This window comes from Streptococcus mitis (assembly GCF_003942775.1).
Classification (GTDB): Bacteria; Bacillota; Bacilli; order Lactobacillales; family Streptococcaceae; genus Streptococcus; species Streptococcus mitis_CN.
In genome coordinates, this window is record NZ_RJNX01000002.1 from 253,624 (window position 1) to 272,908 (window position 19,285).

Consider the following 19,285-nt stretch of genomic DNA (forward strand, 5'->3'; position numbering starts at 1 on the left):
TATGGATTTAGACTATATTGCAAAAACCTTTTTAGAGACCTTAAAAGGGGTACCGACCACCTTGATTATCATGATTGTAGCCATGGTCTTAAGTTTTCTACCAGCCTTGTTTTTAGCTCTGGGACAAATATATAAAGTAAAAGGTGTTCGAACTTTCTCTCTCGTGTATCTAGCTTTTATAAGAGCAACACCTCCGATTTTGCTGATTCTTTTCTTTTATAGTTTGTTTCCGAGTTTGCTCAATCAATTTCTTAAAAGCATAGGGAGTGATGTTGATATCTTTAAACTCAATCCGATCTATTATGCTTTTATTATCTATAGCTTGATGACAACAGGTAGTTTATCAGAAATCTTACGTTCGGCTATTTTGACTGTGGATAAGGGACAATTAGAAGCTGCACAAGCGATTGGCTTAACCACTAGCCAAGCTTATGTGAGGATTGTTTTTCCACAGGCCTTGCGATCAGCTCTGCCCAATCTGGCTAATCTAGTTATAAATATTGTAAAAGGAACCTCTTTGGTCTTTGTGATGACCATTAAGGATATTACAGCCATTGCCCGTGTTGAAGCGTCTTATGGTTATCAGTATTTTGAATCCTATTTTGTGATCTTTTTACAGTACATTCTTATTTGCGGATTGATTCAATGGGGCTTTTCAATCTTAGAGAAACGCTATATTCGAAGAGAAAAGGGACAAGTAGTGCCCAGTACAGGTTTAGCATAGGAGGAGACAATGTTACAAGTAGAACATGTTGCAAAAAAATTTGGAAACAGACAAGTCCTAGAAGATGTTAATCTCAAAGTCAACCAAGGGGATGTGGTTGTAATATTGGGGCCATCTGGATCAGGTAAAACGACTTTTCTCAGATGTCTCAATCATTTAGAAAAAGCAGATAGTGGCTCTTTGAAGCTTGCTGATAAAGAATACGACCTTGGAAAATTGACTAAAAAAGACATTTTAGAAATTCGCCAGAAGACAGCCTTCGTTTTCCAACATTATAATTTATTTGCTAATAAGACCGCCTTGGAAAATATTTTAGAGGGCTTGGTAATTGCTCGGAAAATTCCTAAGGAAGAAGCAACCAAACGTGCGGAAGCTGCCTTAGAAAAAGTTGGTTTACTAGCTTATAAAGATTATTATCCTTCTCAGCTTTCTGGAGGCCAGCAACAACGAATCGGCATTGCGCGTGCCATCGCTGTGAAACCAGAGGTCATTTTATTAGATGAGCCGACATCGGCCTTGGATCCAGAGTTGGTAGGAGATGTTTTAGATGTTTTAAAACAGTTAGCTAAAGAAGGAGTTACTATGGTAGTAGTGACTCATGAGATGGGTTTTGCCAGAGATGTAGCCAACCATGTCATTTTTATGGATGGTGGGAAAATTGTTGAAGAAAATAATGCCCATGATTTCTTTAGTCGTCCAAAAGAAGAAAGAACCAAGCAATTTTTGGCACGAATACTCTCGGATGCGACCTATAGTGTGGAATATATGATTTGACAGATAGGATTATCAGGGCAAAAATTAATCCCCCGAGCTTTAATGCTTGGGGGATTGTTCTATAGGAGGGCTAGTTTAGTTCTCTTTTTTGTTTTTTAGTAAGAACCCGAGACCTAGAAGGGCAAGGAGACTAATTCCTGCAAACAGGAGTTTGTGATCGTTTTTGGTTCCTGTATTTGGAAGTTCAGCTTGTTTAGCTAGAGTCGCAGGTATATTTTCCTTGCTAGGGTTTTCTACTGATTCGTTTTGAACAGCTTCACTTACAGATGATACTCGTGCTTCTTGGGCTGGTTGTGTAGTTTGTGTAGTTTGTGAATCAGTTGTAGCTTGGCTAGGTTTATTTTCCGCATCAGCTACTTTGGCATCTGGTTTAGTAGAGTCAGCTTTAGTTTGTGGAGCTGGATCTTGCTGTTCGGGTTTGACTACTCGGTTTGACATATTGTCTTGGATATTATATTGCCCTTGTTCTTGTTCTTGTTTTAAGCTAGAAAGGTCAAATTCTGGTTTATCCTCCACAGCTGGGGCAACGATGGCACCGCCTTGAGAGACTCGAAGAACAGTAGCTGTAAGGGCATTTAATTTCAAGCCTTTTTCAGTCCACTCGAGTCCTTTCGGGTTGGCAATTCCGACTGGTCCTGCTTGGTTTTCATCTGCCAAAACTTCCGCATTTCTGAGGTGGGCAAAGGCGGTTCCCAAATTAAATTCGCGGGCTTTTTCGTCCGCATTGACAAAGACTGCGTAGATATCACCGTTTGGAGCAGTAATTTGGTAGCCAATTACCACATCCTCTTTTTCCACACCATTTTGGCCTGGAACAGTGATGAGGTGGACACGGTCTTTGATATCTTGGAGACTCTTGAGTCGGAAGGCATCTGTAGATTGACGAAGGGCAATCAACCCTTTCATATAGTCACGGCTCTTGACATTTTCAGGATATGCTTTTCCATCTGTAGCTTTAGTCCAGTCAAACTTGTTAATAGCATCACTCGAATCGTAAGAGTCATGGATGAAGTAAGGATAGTCAAATGGATTGCCATCCTTATCACGCAACAAGTGAGATTTGTTTGGAACCTTATCCTCCGCTACTGGAGTCTTGTAGGCTGGGTCACGGAATTGTTTGGTGCGACCATATTCCTGACCAGAGTGGATAAACGGAGTTCCTTGAGCTGTCAAGACCATGAGATTTCCAAGTCGCAAACGACGGTGAATTTCAGCATAGTTCTCAGCCTTGCTTGGATCTTTTTTGATAGACTGGGCGATGATGTCAAAGAGGGTCAAGTTATCATGGGCTGCGATATACTGGATAACATCTCCAGGACTATCTGCTTCAAAGTTGGTTGGTTGAGCAATGAGATTTTTGAAGATAGTGTTGATATCACGCTTGCCACCTGTGATAAAGGCAGGTTGACCTTCGTTTGGATAACCAGACTTGAGGTTGTTACGGATGTCATCTGAGAAGACAGCGACAGTATCGGTATGTTTCATCCAATCTTGGTCAGCAGCTTTAGTAGGCATGTTCTCATCACCAGCATAGGTTCTCCAACCTTCCCCAAGCATGATTAAGTGTGGATTGAGGGCGCGTGCAGCCTTGTACGCTTCTTCGATAGAAGCGGCATCATGGTCTCCCATCATATCGAAGCGGAATCCATCTACTTTGTAGGTATCAACCAGATATTTGATAGAGTCAACTAGGAGCCGTTTGGTCATATGGTGGGTTGTCCCCAAGCGTCCACCACCAAAGCTAGTGCGAGGTGTTCCGTCAGCATCCATAAAGTGGTAGTAGTTTGGCTCTAAATCTTCAAAGAGATCGACCTTGGCTGTATGGTTATAAACGACATCTAGGATAGCTCCCATGCCACGTTTGTGGATTTCGTTGATGAGGTTTTTAAATTCTGCGATTCGTTTTTCTGGATTTTTAGGATCGCTTGAGTACATACCAGTCAAGGAGAAGTAGTTTTGAGGGTCATATCCCCAGTTATAGTTGCTGTTGCTTGAAGCATAGTCAGACAAGCGTTCATGGTTCTTCAATTCATTGACAAAGTAGTAAGACAAGACTGGAAGGAGCTGGATGTGGGTTACACCCAAGTCTTTGAGGTAGTCTAGTTTTTCGATAAAGGCTTCAAAGGTACCAAATGGTTTGGTCAAGTCTTTTGCAATGGCAGGATCTGAAGTGAAGTCACGAACATGTGCTTCGTAGATAACGGCGTCTTCACGAGTCTTGAAGTTGTGAATCTTACCATAAGTCAAGTCTTGAGGTCCGAGTTTAGCAGGATCTACAAAGGCGGCTTTAGCCACTTTATGGGCATCGTCAATCTTAGCATCGTCACTATTCCAAGCAGCGAGAGATTTAGCGTAAGGATCGAGTGCAAGAACAGTTTTACCCTGACGCTCGATTTGGTATTGATAATAGTATCCAGTGAAATCTGTGATTCCTAATTTGTTTGTGCTATCTAGAGTTTGTTTCCAAGTTCCTCTTTCCCCTTTTTCAAGAGCGACAGTTCCAACCACTTTTTCAGGGTTATTCTTGTCGTAGACAACGACAGAAACCTTGTCAGCACTTGGTGACCAAAGGGTTAAATCAACTTGTTTTCCTTCTTCTTTTAGGTCAGCTCCAAGTTTGCCATCATAACTGTAAGTCTCATCTTTCAGACGCCAGCTTGTTTTGGTAGTGAATTGGTCGGCGTTGTAGCTCACGGTATAAGGATGTTTTGTGTCTGAGAAATCTCCGCTGTAGGTCACTTTCTTACCAGCTTCATCGATTGCAACATCGGTGATAGCTACCTTATTTCCTAGGTGATTAGTAATGTTGGAGTGTTTGAGGATATCCTCTTTTTTAGCACCGACAAGTGTTGAAAAACTACTCTCAATGCTAGAAGTGCCTACGTGTTGGGCTCCTGTCATACGGATATCATGGATATAGTATGGATTTGTGTAAATCGATTCGTCATCGTCTTTTAGAAAAATTTGGCTATGATTTTTCAAATCTGTGAACTTATAATCTTCTTTACGGATTTTCACATTGTCTCCTTGTTTGCTTCTGTCTAGTAATAAAAATCCAAGGTCTTTAGCTGCATCTTTGAGTGGAATATCGATATAGCGACCATATTTGCCTGTAGCTGTAAAGTCTGTTCCGTTAGGCCATTCACCACTACTTGGCTCCTTCACATCTCCCCAGTACCAGAGAGATTTCTTGTCATAGTTGCCATCTGTACGGTAGTAGTTGACGCGAACAGTTCCTGCAGGTTGTGGCTCGTAAGAGAAAACCTTGTAATCTTGGTCCAACCAAGCCTCGTTCATCTTTGGAGCTAGTTTTTCGGCCGATTTATCACCAGTCAGATTTTTTCCAGCTGTATTATTGATGAGGAAGCTAATTTTCTTGGCTTGTTCTCCTTTTAATTTGACATCTAGGTAATAGCCGTAGTCATCTTTTTTGGCATCCTTGAAGGACAAAGCTCCGTTAGGCCAGTTTTCAGAAGGTTTTTCAACATCATCCCAAGTCCATAGTCCTTGAGCATCCTTGTTTTCTTCAGGAAGCTTTTTGACATGGATACGGAAGTAGTTGTCTTCGATTGGCTCTTCTGTCTTAGTTTCAGTCGTTACTGGACTCGTAGAAGTAGTTGGTTCACTTGAACGATCTTGTCCGATTTGTGGTGCTGAATCGGCTGGAGTTGCAGCAGGAGTGGTTGCCTCTGTTGCAGGTTTTTCTTCTTTTTTCTCTAGGGAAGCGTTTGCATTTTTAGGCGAAGAAATATCACTTTCCTTCTTACCAGAGTTAACTGCTGTATCAGTAAGAGGTTGTGCAAGGGCAGTAGTAGTTTCACTATTACTTGCGTTAGTGCTTGTAGTATTTTCGTTGGCTGAGATAGTTGGTGTAGCCATGGCAAGCAGAACAAGGCTTGCTCCAATAAGGACAGAACCAGTTCCATTTTTGAGGGAACGGATGCTGTAAACCATTTTTTTCTCAGTGTGAGATGGTGTTCTTTTCATAATCAATCTCCAATCAATAAATTTCTATATCAGTATAGCACGTAGTAAAATAATATGCAAGCGTTTTCCTAAAATTAAACTAAAAGAAAAATCGCAACAAATTTTGTTACGATTCAGCCAGTCTTTCTTATAGGAAAAGATTTTGTCAAAAATTCGTCAATCCCCTTGAAAAATCTAGCTAAATAGGGTATAATATGAGTAATCATTTGTCGTAGGTTTTGTCTGAAATATTGTCCAGACAAGGCTCACAGCAGTTAAATCTTCTGAAAAAGTCAGATTTAGCTGCTCTTTTTGTGCTTTTTTTCAGGATTTTGTGTGTTTGTAACAGATACTTAAAGATTCTGAAAATTTATCAAGAGGACACGGTGATAAGGGTTTTTAAAACCATATGACGATTAGAAAAGCCTGATTGACAAGGCTTGGAACTTATTTACAAAGGAGAATCATCTTGGCAGGACATGACGTTCAATACGGGAAACATCGTACCCGTCGTAGTTTTTCAAGAATCAAAGAAGTTCTTGACTTACCAAATTTGATTGAAATTCAAACTGACTCATTCAAAGATTTCCTAGACCATGGTCTTAAGGAAGTGTTTGAAGATGTATTGCCAATTTCAAACTTCACAGACACAATGGAGTTGGAATTTGTTGGATATGAAATCAAGGAACCAAAATACACGCTAGAAGAGGCTCGTATCCACGATGCTAGCTACTCGGCACCAATTTTTGTAACCTTCCGCTTGATCAATAAAGAAACAGGCGAAATTAAAACTCAAGAAGTTTTCTTTGGTGATTTCCCAATCATGACTGAAATGGGTACTTTCATCATCAATGGTGGTGAACGTATCATCGTATCTCAGTTGGTCCGCTCACCAGGTGTTTACTTTAACGATAAAGTTGATAAAAACGGTAAAGTGGGCTACGGTTCAACTGTTATCCCTAACCGTGGAGCTTGGTTGGAACTTGAAAGTGACTCAAAAGATATCGCCTATACTCGTATCGACCGTACTCGTAAAATTCCATTTACAACCTTAGTGCGTGCCCTTGGTTTTTCAGGTGATGATGAAATCTTTGATATCTTTGGTGATAGCGAATTGGTTCGCAATACTGTTGAAAAAGATATCCACAAGAACCCAATGGACTCTCGTACAGACGAAGCTTTGAAAGAAATTTACGAACGTCTTCGTCCAGGTGAGCCTAAGACTGCTGAAAGCTCACGTAGCTTGCTTGTAGCTCGTTTCTTTGACCCACGTCGCTATGACCTGGCAGCAGTTGGTCGTTACAAGATCAATAAAAAACTCAATGTTAAAACACGTTTGCTCAACCAAACTATTGCAGAGCCATTGGTAGACCCTGAAACTGGAGAAATCTTGGTAGAAGCTGGTACAATCATGACTCGTAGTGTGATTGAAAGCATTGAAAGCTATTTGGATGGCGACTTGAACAAGATTGTCTACATTCCAAATGATGCTGCCGTAGTAACAGAGCCAGTTGTTCTCCAAAAATTCAAGGTTGTTGCTCCAACTGATCCAGACCGCGTTGTAACGATCATCGGTAATGCTAATCCAGATGACAAGGTTCGTATCGTCACTCCTGCAGATATCCTTGCTGAGATGAGCTACTTCCTCAACTTGGCTGAAGGACTTGGCCGTGTAGATGATATCGACCACCTTGGAAACCGTCGTATCCGTGCGGTTGGTGAATTGCTTGCCAACCAAGTACGCCTTGGACTTTCTCGTATGGAACGTAATGTCCGTGAACGTATGTCTGTTCAAGATAACGAAGTCTTGACACCACAACAAATTATCAATATTCGTCCTGTAACAGCTGCGGTTAAAGAATTCTTTGGTTCATCACAGTTGTCACAGTTCATGGACCAACACAACCCTCTTTCTGAGTTGTCTCACAAACGCCGTTTGTCAGCCTTGGGACCTGGTGGTTTGACACGTGACCGCGCTGGATATGAAGTACGTGACGTGCACTACACTCACTACGGCCGTATGTGTCCAATCGAGACACCTGAAGGACCTAACATCGGTTTGATCAATAACTTGTCATCTTACGGACACTTGAACAAATATGGTTTTGTTCAAACACCATACCGTAAAGTTGACCGTGAAACAGGTGTTGTTACGAACGAAATCGTTTGGTTGACAGCCGATGAAGAAGATGAATTTACTGTAGCACAGGCTAATTCTCGTCTGAATGAAGATGGAACATTTGCTGAGAAAGTTGTCATGGGACGTCACCAAGGGGTCAACCAAGAGTATCCAGCTAATGTTGTTGACTACATGGACGTATCACCAAAACAGGTAGTTGCCGTTGCGACAGCATGTATTCCTTTCTTGGAAAACGATGACTCCAACCGTGCCCTTATGGGAGCTAACATGCAACGTCAGGCTGTGCCATTGATTAATCCTAAAGCACCTTACGTTGGTACTGGTATGGAATACCAAGCAGCCCACGATTCAGGAGCTGCTGTGATTGCTCAGTATGACGGTAAAGTTACCTATGCAGATGCTGACAAGGTAGAAGTTCGTCGTGAAGATGGTTCATTGGACGTCTACCACATCCAAAAATTCCGTCGTTCAAACTCAGGTACTGCTTACAACCAACGCACTCTCGTAAAAGTTGGCGATGTCGTTGAAAAAGGCGATTTCATTGCTGACGGACCTTCTATGGAAAATGGAGAAATGGCGCTTGGACAAAACCCAATCGTTGCCTACATGACTTGGGAAGGTTACAACTTCGAGGATGCCGTTATCATGAGCGAACGCTTGGTGAAAGACGATGTCTACACATCTGTCCACCTTGAAGAATACGAATCAGAAACACGCGATACAAAGCTTGGGCCTGAAGAAATTACTCGTGAAATTCCAAACGTTGGGGAAGACGCTCTTAAAGACCTTGACGAAATGGGTATTATCCGTATCGGTGCTGAGGTTAAAGAAGGGGATATCCTTGTAGGTAAAGTAACACCTAAGGGTGAGAAAGACCTTTCAGCTGAAGAACGTCTCTTGCACGCTATCTTTGGAGACAAGTCACGTGAAGTGCGTGATACTTCTCTTCGTGTACCACACGGTGCTGATGGTGTCGTTCGTGATGTTAAGATCTTTACACGTGCAAATGGAGATGAGCTGCAATCAGGTGTTAACATGCTGGTTCGCGTCTACATCGCTCAAAAACGTAAGATTAAGGTTGGAGATAAGATGGCCGGACGTCACGGAAATAAAGGGGTTGTCTCTCGTATCGTGCCTGTAGAAGACATGCCTTACCTTCCAGACGGAACTCCAGTCGACATCATGTTGAACCCACTTGGGGTGCCATCACGTATGAATATCGGTCAGGTTATGGAGCTCCACCTTGGTATGGCGGCTCGTACTCTTGGTATTCACATCGCAACACCAGTCTTTGACGGAGCAAGTTCTGAAGACCTTTGGTCAACTGTTAAAGAAGCAGGTATGGATAGTGATGCCAAAACAATCCTTTACGATGGCCGTACTGGGGAACCGTTTGATAACCGTGTTTCTGTCGGGGTCATGTACATGATCAAACTCCACCACATGGTTGATGATAAATTGCACGCGCGTTCAGTCGGACCATACTCAACCGTTACCCAACAACCACTCGGAGGTAAAGCTCAGTTTGGTGGACAACGTTTCGGTGAGATGGAGGTTTGGGCTCTTGAAGCCTACGGTGCATCAAATGTTCTTCAAGAAATCTTGACTTACAAGTCTGACGATATCAATGGACGTTTGAAAGCTTATGAAGCTATTACAAAAGGAAAACCAATTCCAAAACCAGGTGTTCCAGAATCCTTCCGAGTTCTTGTCAAAGAATTGCAATCACTTGGTCTTGACATGCGTGTTCTTGACGAAGATGACCAAGAAGTGGAACTTCGTGACTTGGATGAAGGAATGGACGAAGATGTCATCCACGTAGATGACCTTGAAAAAGCCCGCGAAAAAGCAGCCCAAGAGGCTAAAGCAGCTTTTGAAGCTGAAGAAGCTGAGAAAGCAACAAAAGCGGAAGCAACAGAAGAAGCTGCTGAACAAGAATAAGCAGTTCGCTTAGAATAGAAAGGGAAGAAATAGTGGTTGATGTAAATCGTTTTAAAAGTATGCAAATCACCCTAGCTTCTCCAAGTAAAGTCCGTTCATGGTCTTATGGAGAAGTCAAAAAACCTGAAACAATCAATTACCGTACCTTGAAACCAGAACGTGAAGGACTCTTTGATGAAGTTATCTTTGGTCCTACAAAAGACTGGGAATGTGCTTGTGGTAAGTACAAACGCATTCGTTACAGAGGGATTGTTTGTGACCGCTGTGGGGTTGAAGTAACGCGTACAAAAGTTCGTCGTGAGCGTATGGGGCACATTGAGTTGAAAGCTCCTGTATCTCACATCTGGTACTTCAAGGGGATTCCAAGCCGTATGGGCTTGACCCTTGATATGAGCCCTCGTGCCCTCGAGGAAGTGATCTACTTTGCGGCTTATGTGGTGATTGATCCTAAGGATACACCACTTGAACACAAGTCTATCATGACAGAGCGCGAATACCGTGAGCGCTTGCGTGAATATGGTTATGGATCATTCGTTGCCAAGATGGGTGCCGAAGCCATCCAAGACCTTTTGAAACAAGTAGATCTTGAAAAAGAAATTGCTGAACTCAAAGAAGAGTTGAAAACAGCTACTGGACAAAAACGTGTCAAAGCCATCCGTCGTTTGGATGTTTTGGATGCCTTTTACAAGTCTGGAAACAAACCTGAATGGATGATTCTCAACATCCTTCCAGTTATTCCACCAGATCTTCGTCCAATGTTGCAGTTGGATGGTGGCCGTTTTGCCTCATCTGACTTGAACGACCTTTACCGTCGTGTTATCAACCGTAACAACCGTTTGGCTCGTTTGCTTGAGTTGAATGCACCAGGTATCATCGTTCAAAATGAGAAGCGTATGCTTCAAGAAGCGGTTGACGCTTTGATTGACAATGGTCGTCGTGGTCGTCCAATCACAGGGCCAGGTAGCCGTCCACTGAAATCATTGAGCCACATGCTTAAAGGTAAACAAGGACGCTTCCGTCAAAACTTGCTCGGTAAACGTGTTGACTTCTCAGGACGTTCCGTTATCGCCGTTGGTCCAACTCTTAAGATGTACCAATGTGGTGTGCCACGTGAAATGGCAATCGAGCTCTTTAAACCATTCGTGATGCGTGAAATTGTTGCCCGTGATATCGTGCAAAACGTCAAAGCAGCTAAACGTTTGGTGGAACGCGGAGATGAGCGTATCTGGGATATTCTTGAAGAAGTAATTAAAGAACACCCAGTACTTTTGAACCGCGCACCGACCCTTCACCGTTTGGGTATCCAAGCCTTCGAGCCAGTCTTGATTGATGGTAAGGCCCTTCGCTTGCACCCACTTGTCTGTGAAGCCTACAATGCCGACTTTGACGGGGACCAAATGGCCATCCACGTACCGCTTTCAGAAGAAGCCCAAGCAGAAGCTCGTATCTTGATGCTCGCTGCTGAGCATATCTTGAACCCGAAAGATGGTAAACCAGTTGTTACTCCATCTCAGGATATGGTTTTGGGTAACTACTACTTGACCATGGAAGAAGCAGGTCGTGAAGGTGAAGGAATGGTCTTCAAAGACCGTGATGAAGCGGTTATGGCTTACCGTAATGGTTATGTTCACCTCCACTCACGTGTTGGTATCGCAACAGACAGCCTCAACAAACCTTGGACAGAAGAACAAAAACACAAGGTCTTGCTTACAACAGTTGGTAAAATCCTTTTCAACGACATCATGCCAGAGGGTCTACCATACTTGCAAGAACCAAACAATGCCAACTTGACAGAAGGCGTTCCAGCTAAATACTTCTTGCCACTTGGTGGAGATATCAAGGAAGCTATCAGCAATCTTGAACTTAACCCTCCATTCAAGAAGAAAAACCTTGGAAATATCATCGCTGAAATCTTCAAACGTTTCCGTACGACAGAAACTTCTGCCCTACTTGACCGTATGAAGAACCTCGGTTACCACCACTCAACTCTTGCAGGATTGACAGTGGGTATTGCCGATATCCCAGTCGTTGATGACAAGGCTGAAATCATTGAAGAATCACACAAACGTGTAGAACAAATCACAAAACAATTCCGTCGTGGTATGATCACAGACGATGAGCGTTACAATGCCGTTACAGCTGAATGGCGTGCTGCTCGTGAAAAACTTGAGAAACGCTTGATTGCCAACCAAGATCCTAAGAACCCAATCGTTATGATGATGGATTCTGGAGCCCGTGGTAACATCTCAAACTTCTCACAGCTTGCCGGTATGCGTGGTCTGATGGCGGCTCCGAACGGACGTATCATGGAATTGCCAATCCTTTCAAACTTCCGCGAAGGTTTGTCAGTACTCGAAATGTTCTTCTCCACTCACGGTGCCCGTAAAGGTATGACCGATACGGCCCTTAAGACAGCCGACTCAGGTTACTTGACTCGTCGTTTGGTTGACGTTGCCCAAGACGTTATCATCCGTGAGGACGACTGTGGAACTGACCGTGGTCTCTTGATCCGTTCTATCGCAGAAGGAAAAGAGATGATCGAGTCTTTAGAAGAACGTCTCAACGGTCGTTACACTAAGAAAACCGTTAAACATCCAGAAACTGGTGCAGTGATTATCGGTCCAAATGAGTTGATTACAGAAGACAAGGCGCGTGAAATTGTTAATGCTGGTGTGGAAGAAGTGACTATCCGCTCTGTATTTACATGTAACACTCGTCATGGTGTCTGCCGTCACTGTTATGGTATTAACTTGGCGACTGGTGATGCGGTTGAAGTTGGTGAAGCAGTTGGTACAATCGCTGCCCAATCTATCGGGGAACCTGGTACACAGCTTACAATGCGTACCTTCCACACGGGTGGGGTTGCCTCAAATACCGATATCACTCAGGGTCTTCCTCGTGTCCAAGAAATCTTTGAAGCCCGCAATCCTAAAGGGGAAGCGGTTATCACAGAGGTTAAAGGACAAGTTACCGCTATCGAAGAAGATGCATCAACTCGTACTAAGAAAGTCTTTGTTAAGGGTGAAACTGGCGAAGGTGAATATGTCGTTCCATTTACCGCTCGTATGCGTGTTGAAGTTGGAGACCAAGTAGCGCGTGGTGCTGCTCTTACAGAAGGTTCTATCCAACCAAAACGTCTCCTTGCAGTTCGCGATGTCTTGTCAGTTGAAACTTACCTTCTCGGTGAAGTACAAAAAGTTTACCGTAGCCAAGGGGTAGAAATCGGTGACAAACACATTGAGGTAATGGTTCGTCAAATGATCCGTAAAGTTCGTGTCATGGATCCAGGTGACACAGATCTTCTCATGGGTACCCTCATGGATATCAATGACTTTACAGATGCTAACAAAGATGTCCTTATCTCAGGTGGAGTTCCAGCGACAGGTCGCCCAGTCCTTATGGGAATTACCAAAGCCTCACTTGAAACAAATAGTTTCTTGTCAGCGGCTTCCTTCCAGGAAACAACTCGTGTCCTTACAGATGCAGCTATCCGTGGTAAGAAAGACCATCTCCTTGGACTTAAAGAAAATGTTATCATCGGTAAGATCATCCCAGCAGGTACTGGTATGGCCCGTTACCGTAACCTTGAACCACAAGCTATCAACGAAGAAGAATACCTTAATCCTCCAGTAGAGGAAGAAGGAAATGAAGAAACAACAGAAGTAGTTGTGGATACTGCCGTTGAAACTGTGGAAGAAACAGTAGAATAAAAGAGAATGAGAGAGCCTTCGGGTTCTCTTTCTCTTTTCTGAAAACTTTCTCCATTTTTCCATGAAATGTGGTAAAATAAAAGAAAGAAGCTGACAAAGGAGACGAGTATGGAACAAACATTTTTTATCATTAAACCAGATGGTGTGAAAAGAGGGCTAGTTGGTGAAGTGTTGAAACGCATCGAACAACGTGGATTTATAATTGAAAAATTGGAGTTGCGTACAAAGGTTTCAGAAGAGTTGATTGACCAGCACTATCAGGACTTGGTTGGTCAAAGTTTTTACCCACCGATTCGTGAATTTATGACTTCAGGCCCAGTTCTTGTAGGTATCATTTCTGGTCCCAAAGTAATTGAAACTTGGCGGACCATGATGGGTGCTACTCGTCCAGAAGAAGCTTTACCAGGAACTATTCGAGGTGATTTTGCAAAAGCTGCTAGTGAAAACCAAGCTATCCAAAATGTTGTGCATGGTTCAGATTCAGAAGAGTCAGCTAAGCGAGAAATTGCTCTTTGGTTTGACGGAAAGTAGTAAAAGTTTGATGTAAGGGTTACTTGCATCAAACTTTTTTACATTTTAGAGTAGAAAACTGACAGTTGAGAAATATTCTAGCAATGATGAGAATTTCTAGCTTATAATAAGAGCAAGTAAGGGAGGAAGAATGATGGAAAGAATGAAAAAGCAAATTAGAGTTTTGTTATTGCTGACGTTTTTTGGTCTTAGTAGCTGTTCTTGTTTAAGTTTATCGACTTGGGCTTTGATGTTAAATCAAAACTGCTTCTATTATTTAGTTGGCATGTTGCTCCTTGCCAGTATTGGTGCAGGGCTAAACTACTATAGTGGACAGCGAAATCAATCTTATTCAGTTTTTAAGGAAGATAAGCAACAATTCTTGTATAGTCTCTTGCTCTTAGTAAACATTTTGGGTTTAGCTTTAATTGTCATAGAACATATCCTTGCAGGAAATACATCCGTAGAAGGGTTTGTGGAAGCCTTTCTACCAAGTTTCTTTTTCTTATTTGGTATTGATTTGTTAGTTTTTCTACCGATTCAGAAGTATGTAAATGGATTGAAAAAGATTTTGGGAAAGAAGGAAATCTGTTTTATTAGTGGACTAGCTATTCTAATCTTTCTCAGAAATCCTTGGATGCTATTATCCATGACCTTTTATATTACCTTAGGAATGCTATTTCTAGGACTGTTGGTGCCAAAAGTCATTCGCTGGGAAGTTTCATTTTATAGCCATTTGATGAGAGATATCTTATTAGTTGTCTTCTTACTATTTCTATTTTAAAATCAAAATAAGAACTGACCGAAGTTTTTACAATTCATAATATGGAATTCACAGATAATATCTCGACAAAGAACAACTTTTTGGTATAATAGAAACATGTACACTAAAAACGAAGAAGAGTTACAGTCCTTAGGTGAACGTTTGGGCTACTTATTAGAAAAGAATGATGTTTTAATTCTAACTGGAGAACTTGGAGCAGGCAAAACGACCTTTACAAAAGGTCTAGCTAAAGGGTTACAGATTTCCCAGATGATTAAGAGTCCAACCTACACTATCGTAAGAGAGTATGAAGGTCGTCTTCCGCTTTACCACCTAGATGTTTATCGTATTGAGGGAGATGCGGATTCTATTGATTTGGATGAGTTTCTCTTTGGTGGTGGGGTAACTGTCATCGAGTGGGGACATCTTTTAGGTGATGCCTTGCCAGATAATTATTTAGAATTGGAAATTCTAAAAGAAGAAGACGGTCGCAGATTACATTTCCAAGCAAAGGGTTTGCGTGCAGAAAAACTCTTAGAGGAGCTTCAATATGGAGTATGAATTGCTCATTAGAGAAGCAGAACCTGGTGATGCTGCTGAGTTAGTATCATTTTTAAATCGTGTCAGTTTAGAAACAGATTTTACCAGTCTGGACAGGGATGGTATTTTGATGACAGATGCTGAGATGGAGTTGTTTTTGGATAAACAGGCTCACTCGGAAAATCAAATCACTTTACTGGCCTTACTGAATGATGAAATTGCTGGTCTTGTAAATATCACAGCTGATCAACGCAAGAGAGTTCGTCATATTGGAGATCTCTTTATTGTGATTGGTAAGAAATATTGGAATAATGGGCTGGGAAGTTTGTTACTTGAAGAAGTCATAGAATGGGCACAGGCTAGTGGCATTCTTCGTCGACTTCAACTTACTGTCCAAACTCGTAATCAGGCTGCAGTTTATCTATATCAAAAACATGGCTTTGTAATTGAAGGTAGACAAGAGCGCGGTGCGTACATAGAAGAAGGGGAATTTATCGATGTTTACCTGATGGGTAGGCTGATAGATTAATAGAAATATGGTTAAAAAAATTATTGGAATGGTGCTAGCTTTTCTAGCTGTGACGGTTTTGGGTGTGGGTGTTTTTGCTTATACTATTTATCAGCAAGGTACACAAACTTTATCAAAAACCTATAAAAAAATTGGAGAAGAAACCAATGTTATTGAGGCGACTGAACCCTTAACGATTCTTTTGATGGGGGTTGATACTGGGAATGTAGAGCGTACAGATCAATGGGCTGGAAATAGTGATTCTATGATTCTTTTGACAGTTAATCCGCACACGAAAAAGACCATGATGTTGAGTTTGGAGCGTGATATCCTGACTAAAATTCAACATAAAGATGGTAGTATTGAAGAAGCGAAGCTAAACGCTGCCTATGCTGGTGGTGGTGCAGAGTTAGCTATTTCAACCATTCAAAAGATGATGAATATTCATATCGATCGCTATATTATGGTCAATATGCAAGGATTGCAACAATTAGTCGATGCAGTGGGTGGTATAACCGTCAACAACACGCTAGGCTTCCCAATTTCTATTAGTGATCAAGAGGAATTTAATACCATTTCTATCGGTGTTGGAGAACAGACAATAAATGGAGAAGAAGCTCTTGTTTATTCTCGCATGCGCTATCAGGATCCTGAAGGAGACTATGGTCGTCAAAAGAGACAACGTGAAGTCATTCAAAAGGTTGTTGAAAAAGTTCTTAGTTTGAATAGCGTTAGTCACTATCAGTCTATCTTAAAAGCCCTAAGTACCAATATGCAGACTAATATTGATTTATCTGCGAAAAGTATTCCAAACTTGTTGGGTTATAAAGATTCATTTAAAATCATTGAATCTCAACAATTGAAGGGCGAAGGAGAGATGTTGCAAGGTATTTCTTACCAGATTGTTTCGAGAGAGCATATGTTGGAAATGCAGAATATATTGCGACGTTCTTTGGGACAAGAAGAAGTCACTCAGCTGGAAACAAATGTTGTCTTATTTGAAGATTTGTTTGGACGGGTGCCTGTTGGTGATGGGGAGAATCAACAACAAGGTGTCTTTGTAACAAATGAAGTAGAATAGTTCGTTTTTTAATACAAATAAAAAATTAATCGTGGGAAATTTCCTGCGATTTTTTCAAAAAAATACGAATAGATAGGTAGGAGGAAACATGAAAGCAGAAATCATTGCTGTTGGAACAGAGATTTTGACAGGACAGATTGTTAATACCAATGCTCAGTTTTTATCGGAAAAACTAGCAGAGATTGGAGTAGACGTATATTTTCAGACGGCTGTAGGAGACAACGAAGCTCGTCTCTTGTCTTTGCTCGAAATTGCCAGTCAACGTAGCAGTCTGGTGATTTTAACAGGTGGTTTGGGGCCAACTGAGGACGACCTAACTAAACAAACTTTGGCTAAATTCTTAGGGAAAGCATTAGTTTTCGATCCTCAGGCGCAGGAGAAGTTGGATGTCTTTTTTGCCCAGCGACCAGACTATGCCCGAACACCGAATAACGAAAGACAAGCTCAAATTGTAGAAGGAGCGACTCCGCTGCCCAACGAAACAGGACTGGCTGTGGGAGGAATATTGGAAATCGATGGAGTGACCTACGTCGTCCTTCCTGGTCCGCCAAGTGAATTGAAACCCATGGTCTTAAACCAACTTCTACCCAAGTTGATGACAGGGAGCAAGCTGTATTCCCGAGTTCTTCGTTTCTTTGGAATTGGCGAAAGTCAGCTGGTGACGATTTTGGCTGATTTAATTGATAATCAAACCGATCCTACCTTGGCACCTTATGCAAAGACAGGAGAGGTAACCTTGCGTCTGTCAACAAAGGCTAGCAGTCAAGAAGAGGCGAATCAAGCATTAGCTGATTTGGAAAATCAAATCTTGGACTGCCAGACTTTCGAAGGAATTTCTTTACGAGACCTCTGTTATGGTTATGGAGAGGAGGCTAGCTTGGCCAGCATTGTGGTAGAAGAACTGAAAAAACAAGGGAAAACTATCACGGCTGCAGAGAGTTTGACGGCAGGGCTTTTCCAAGCTAGGGTAGCGGATTTTTCAGGAGCTTCAAGTATATTTAAGGGTGGTTTCGTGACCTATAGCCTGGAGGAAAAATCAAAGATGTTGGATATTCCTGTCAAGGACTTGGAAGAACAGGGTGTGGTGTCTGAATTTACAGCTCAGAAGATGGCTGAGCAGGCACGAATCAAGACCCAGTCTGATTTTGGCCTTAGTTTGACTGGAGTGGCAGGTCCAGATAGCCTAGAAGGGCACCCAGCTGGGACAGTCTTTATAGGCTTGGCTCAAGAGCAAGGAACTGAGGTCATCAAGGTTAATATTGGAGGCAGAAGTCGAGCAGATGTACGTCACATTGCGGTTATGCATGCCTTTAACCTAGTTCGCAAGGCTTTATTAAGTGACTAACTTTTGATATAATAGTAGATAGGTCTGAGGACCATTAGAATGTAGGAGAATAGAATGGCGAAAAAACCAAAAAAATTAGATGAAATTTCAAAAAAATTCGGTGCTGAACGTGAAAAAGCCTTGAATGACGCTCTTAAATTGATTGAGAAAGACTTTGGTAAGGGATCAATCATGCGTTTGGGTGAACGTGCCGAGCAAAAGGTGCAGGTGATGAGCTCAGGTTCCTTGGCTCTTGACATTGCCCTTGGTTCAGGTGGTTATCCTAAGGGACGTATCATTGAAATTTATGGACCAGAGTCATCTGGTAAGACAACAGTTGCCCTTCATGCAGTTGCACAAGCTCAAAAAGAAGGTGGTATTGCAGCCTTTATCGATGCAGAACATGCCCTTGATCCAGCTTATGCTGCGGCCCTTGGTGTCAACATTGACGAATTGCTCTTATCTCAACCAGACTCAGGAGAGCAAGGTCTTGAGATTGCAGGAAAATTGATTGACTCAGGTGCTGTAGATCTTGTCGTAGTCGACTCAGTTGCTGCCCTTGTACCTCGTGCGGAAATTGATGGAGATATCGGAGATAGCCACGTTGGTTTGCAGGCTCGTATGATGAGCCAGGCCATGCGTAAGCTCGGTGCTTCTATCAATAAAACCAAAACAATTGCCATCTTTATCAACCAATTACGTGAAAAAGTTGGGGTCATGTTTGGAAATCCAGAAACAACTCCTGGTGGACGTGCTCTGAAATTTTACGCATCAGTCCGTTTGGATGTTCGTGGAAGTACGCAAATCAAGGGAACTGGTGACCAAAAAGACACCAACGTCGGTAAAGAAACTAAGATTAAGGTCGTGAAAAACAAGGTGGCTCCACCATTTAAGGAAGCCTTCGTGGAAATCATGTACGGAGAAGGGATTTCTAAGACTGGTGAACTTTTGAAGATCGCAAGCGATTTGGATATCATCAAAAAAGCAGGAGCTTGGTATTCTTATAAGGATGAGAAAATTGGGCAAGGTTCTGAAAATGCTAAGAAATACTTGGCAGATAATCCAGAAGTCTTTGATGAGATTGACCATCAAGTCCGTGTTCAATTTGGTTTGATTGATGGAGAGGAAGCTTCTGTAGAAGGTGTTGAAACTAAAAAAGATGAAGCAGTTCAAGCAGATTCTGTGAATGAAGAAGTAACTCTTGACCTAGGCGATGAGCTTGAAATCGAAATTGAAATTGAAGAATAAGCTGTCAAAGTAGTGGAGGAATCCACTGCTTTTTTGGTTTTTGATTCAAGTTTTTA

The 19,285-nt window shown here is 42.1% G+C and carries 12 protein-coding genes; 11 read left to right on the top strand and 1 reads right to left on the bottom strand.

Features of this window, described 5'->3' with window-relative positions; translation table 11 throughout:
* The first annotated feature begins 1 nt into the window (after window position 1).
* Together D8848_RS03820 and D8848_RS03825 are read left to right on the top strand one after the other, a co-directional pair.
* Window positions 2-724, top strand: a complete 723-nt coding sequence (locus D8848_RS03820; protein ID WP_125443335.1) for an amino acid ABC transporter permease — start codon at window positions 2-4, stop codon at window positions 722-724.
* Between the two features lie 9 nt (window positions 725-733).
* Window positions 734-1,498: an amino acid ABC transporter ATP-binding protein gene (locus D8848_RS03825; protein WP_125443336.1), complete on the top strand. Its 765-nt coding sequence runs from the start codon at window positions 734-736 to the stop codon at window positions 1,496-1,498.
* Window positions 1,499-1,573: 75 nt separating this feature from the next.
* Here D8848_RS03825 and D8848_RS03830 read toward each other — a convergent pair whose 3' ends face one another.
* Window positions 1,574-5,485 carry a pullulanase gene (locus tag D8848_RS03830; protein WP_125443337.1) on the bottom strand — a complete coding sequence of 1,304 codons (3,912 nt, stop codon included), beginning with the start codon at window positions 5,483-5,485 and terminating at the stop codon, window positions 1,574-1,576.
* Between the two features lie 448 nt (window positions 5,486-5,933).
* On the opposite strand from D8848_RS03830, the gene rpoB reads away from it, so the two are divergent.
* The 9 genes from rpoB to recA all read left to right on the top strand — a co-directional run bounded on the left by rpoB (window position 5,934) and on the right by recA (window position 19,229).
* Complete coding sequence (gene rpoB, locus D8848_RS03835; RefSeq protein ID WP_125443338.1) at window positions 5,934-9,545, top strand: DNA-directed RNA polymerase subunit beta; 3,612 nt, start codon at window positions 5,934-5,936, stop codon at window positions 9,543-9,545.
* Between the two features lie 32 nt (window positions 9,546-9,577).
* Window positions 9,578-13,255, top strand: coding sequence for a DNA-directed RNA polymerase subunit beta' (gene rpoC / locus D8848_RS03840; RefSeq protein ID WP_185756845.1), 3,678 nt, complete (start codon window positions 9,578-9,580; stop codon window positions 13,253-13,255).
* A 108-nt stretch (window positions 13,256-13,363) separates the two neighbouring features.
* The gene (ndk, locus tag D8848_RS03845; protein ID WP_125443339.1) at window positions 13,364-13,786 is read left to right on the top strand and encodes a nucleoside-diphosphate kinase; all 423 of its coding nucleotides are present in this window, start codon (window positions 13,364-13,366) and stop codon (window positions 13,784-13,786) included.
* Between the two features lie 133 nt (window positions 13,787-13,919).
* Window positions 13,920-14,549, top strand: coding sequence for a competence protein (locus tag D8848_RS03850; RefSeq protein ID WP_125443340.1), 630 nt, complete (start codon window positions 13,920-13,922; stop codon window positions 14,547-14,549).
* A gap of 96 nt (window positions 14,550-14,645) precedes the next feature.
* Entirely contained in the window at window positions 14,646-15,089 is a 444-nt protein-coding gene (gene tsaE, locus D8848_RS03855) for a tRNA (adenosine(37)-N6)-threonylcarbamoyltransferase complex ATPase subunit type 1 TsaE (RefSeq protein WP_125443341.1), read from the top strand.
* Complete coding sequence (locus D8848_RS03860) at window positions 15,079-15,597, top strand: GNAT family N-acetyltransferase (protein ID WP_125443342.1); 519 nt, start codon at window positions 15,079-15,081, stop codon at window positions 15,595-15,597. Before tsaE ends, D8848_RS03860 begins: the two co-directional genes overlap by 11 nt.
* A 7-nt stretch (window positions 15,598-15,604) precedes the next feature.
* Window positions 15,605-16,657, top strand: a complete 1,053-nt coding sequence (gene lytR, locus D8848_RS03865) for a glycopolymer--peptidoglycan transferase LytR (RefSeq protein WP_125443343.1) — start codon at window positions 15,605-15,607, stop codon at window positions 16,655-16,657.
* A gap of 88 nt (window positions 16,658-16,745) precedes the next feature.
* Window positions 16,746-18,002, top strand: coding sequence for a competence/damage-inducible protein A (locus D8848_RS03870; protein ID WP_125443344.1), 1,257 nt, complete (start codon window positions 16,746-16,748; stop codon window positions 18,000-18,002).
* A 54-nt stretch (window positions 18,003-18,056) separates the two neighbouring features.
* Complete coding sequence (gene recA / locus D8848_RS03875) at window positions 18,057-19,229, top strand: recombinase RecA (RefSeq protein ID WP_125443345.1); 1,173 nt, start codon at window positions 18,057-18,059, stop codon at window positions 19,227-19,229.
* Window positions 19,230-19,285: the final 56 nt, after the last annotated feature.

What these genes read in the sequence shown, in the direction of transcription:
- D8848_RS03820 (WP_125443335.1), top strand. Translation starts at nt 2, where the DNA reads ATGGATTTAGACTATATTGCAAAAACCTTTTTAGAGACCTTAAAAGGG.
- D8848_RS03825 (WP_125443336.1), top strand. Translation starts at nt 734, where the DNA reads ATGTTACAAGTAGAACATGTTGCAAAAAAATTTGGAAACAGACAAGTC.
- D8848_RS03830 (WP_125443337.1), bottom strand. Translation starts at nt 5,485, where the DNA reads ATGAAAAGAACACCATCTCACACTGAGAAAAAAATGGTTTACAGCATC.
- ndk (WP_125443339.1), top strand. Translation starts at nt 13,364, where the DNA reads ATGGAACAAACATTTTTTATCATTAAACCAGATGGTGTGAAAAGAGGG.
- D8848_RS03850 (WP_125443340.1), top strand. Translation starts at nt 13,920, where the DNA reads ATGGAAAGAATGAAAAAGCAAATTAGAGTTTTGTTATTGCTGACGTTT.
- tsaE (WP_125443341.1), top strand. Translation starts at nt 14,646, where the DNA reads ATGTACACTAAAAACGAAGAAGAGTTACAGTCCTTAGGTGAACGTTTG.
- D8848_RS03860 (WP_125443342.1), top strand. Translation starts at nt 15,079, where the DNA reads ATGGAGTATGAATTGCTCATTAGAGAAGCAGAACCTGGTGATGCTGCT.
- lytR (WP_125443343.1), top strand. Translation starts at nt 15,605, where the DNA reads ATGGTTAAAAAAATTATTGGAATGGTGCTAGCTTTTCTAGCTGTGACG.
- D8848_RS03870 (WP_125443344.1), top strand. Translation starts at nt 16,746, where the DNA reads ATGAAAGCAGAAATCATTGCTGTTGGAACAGAGATTTTGACAGGACAG.
- recA (WP_125443345.1), top strand. Translation starts at nt 18,057, where the DNA reads ATGGCGAAAAAACCAAAAAAATTAGATGAAATTTCAAAAAAATTCGGT.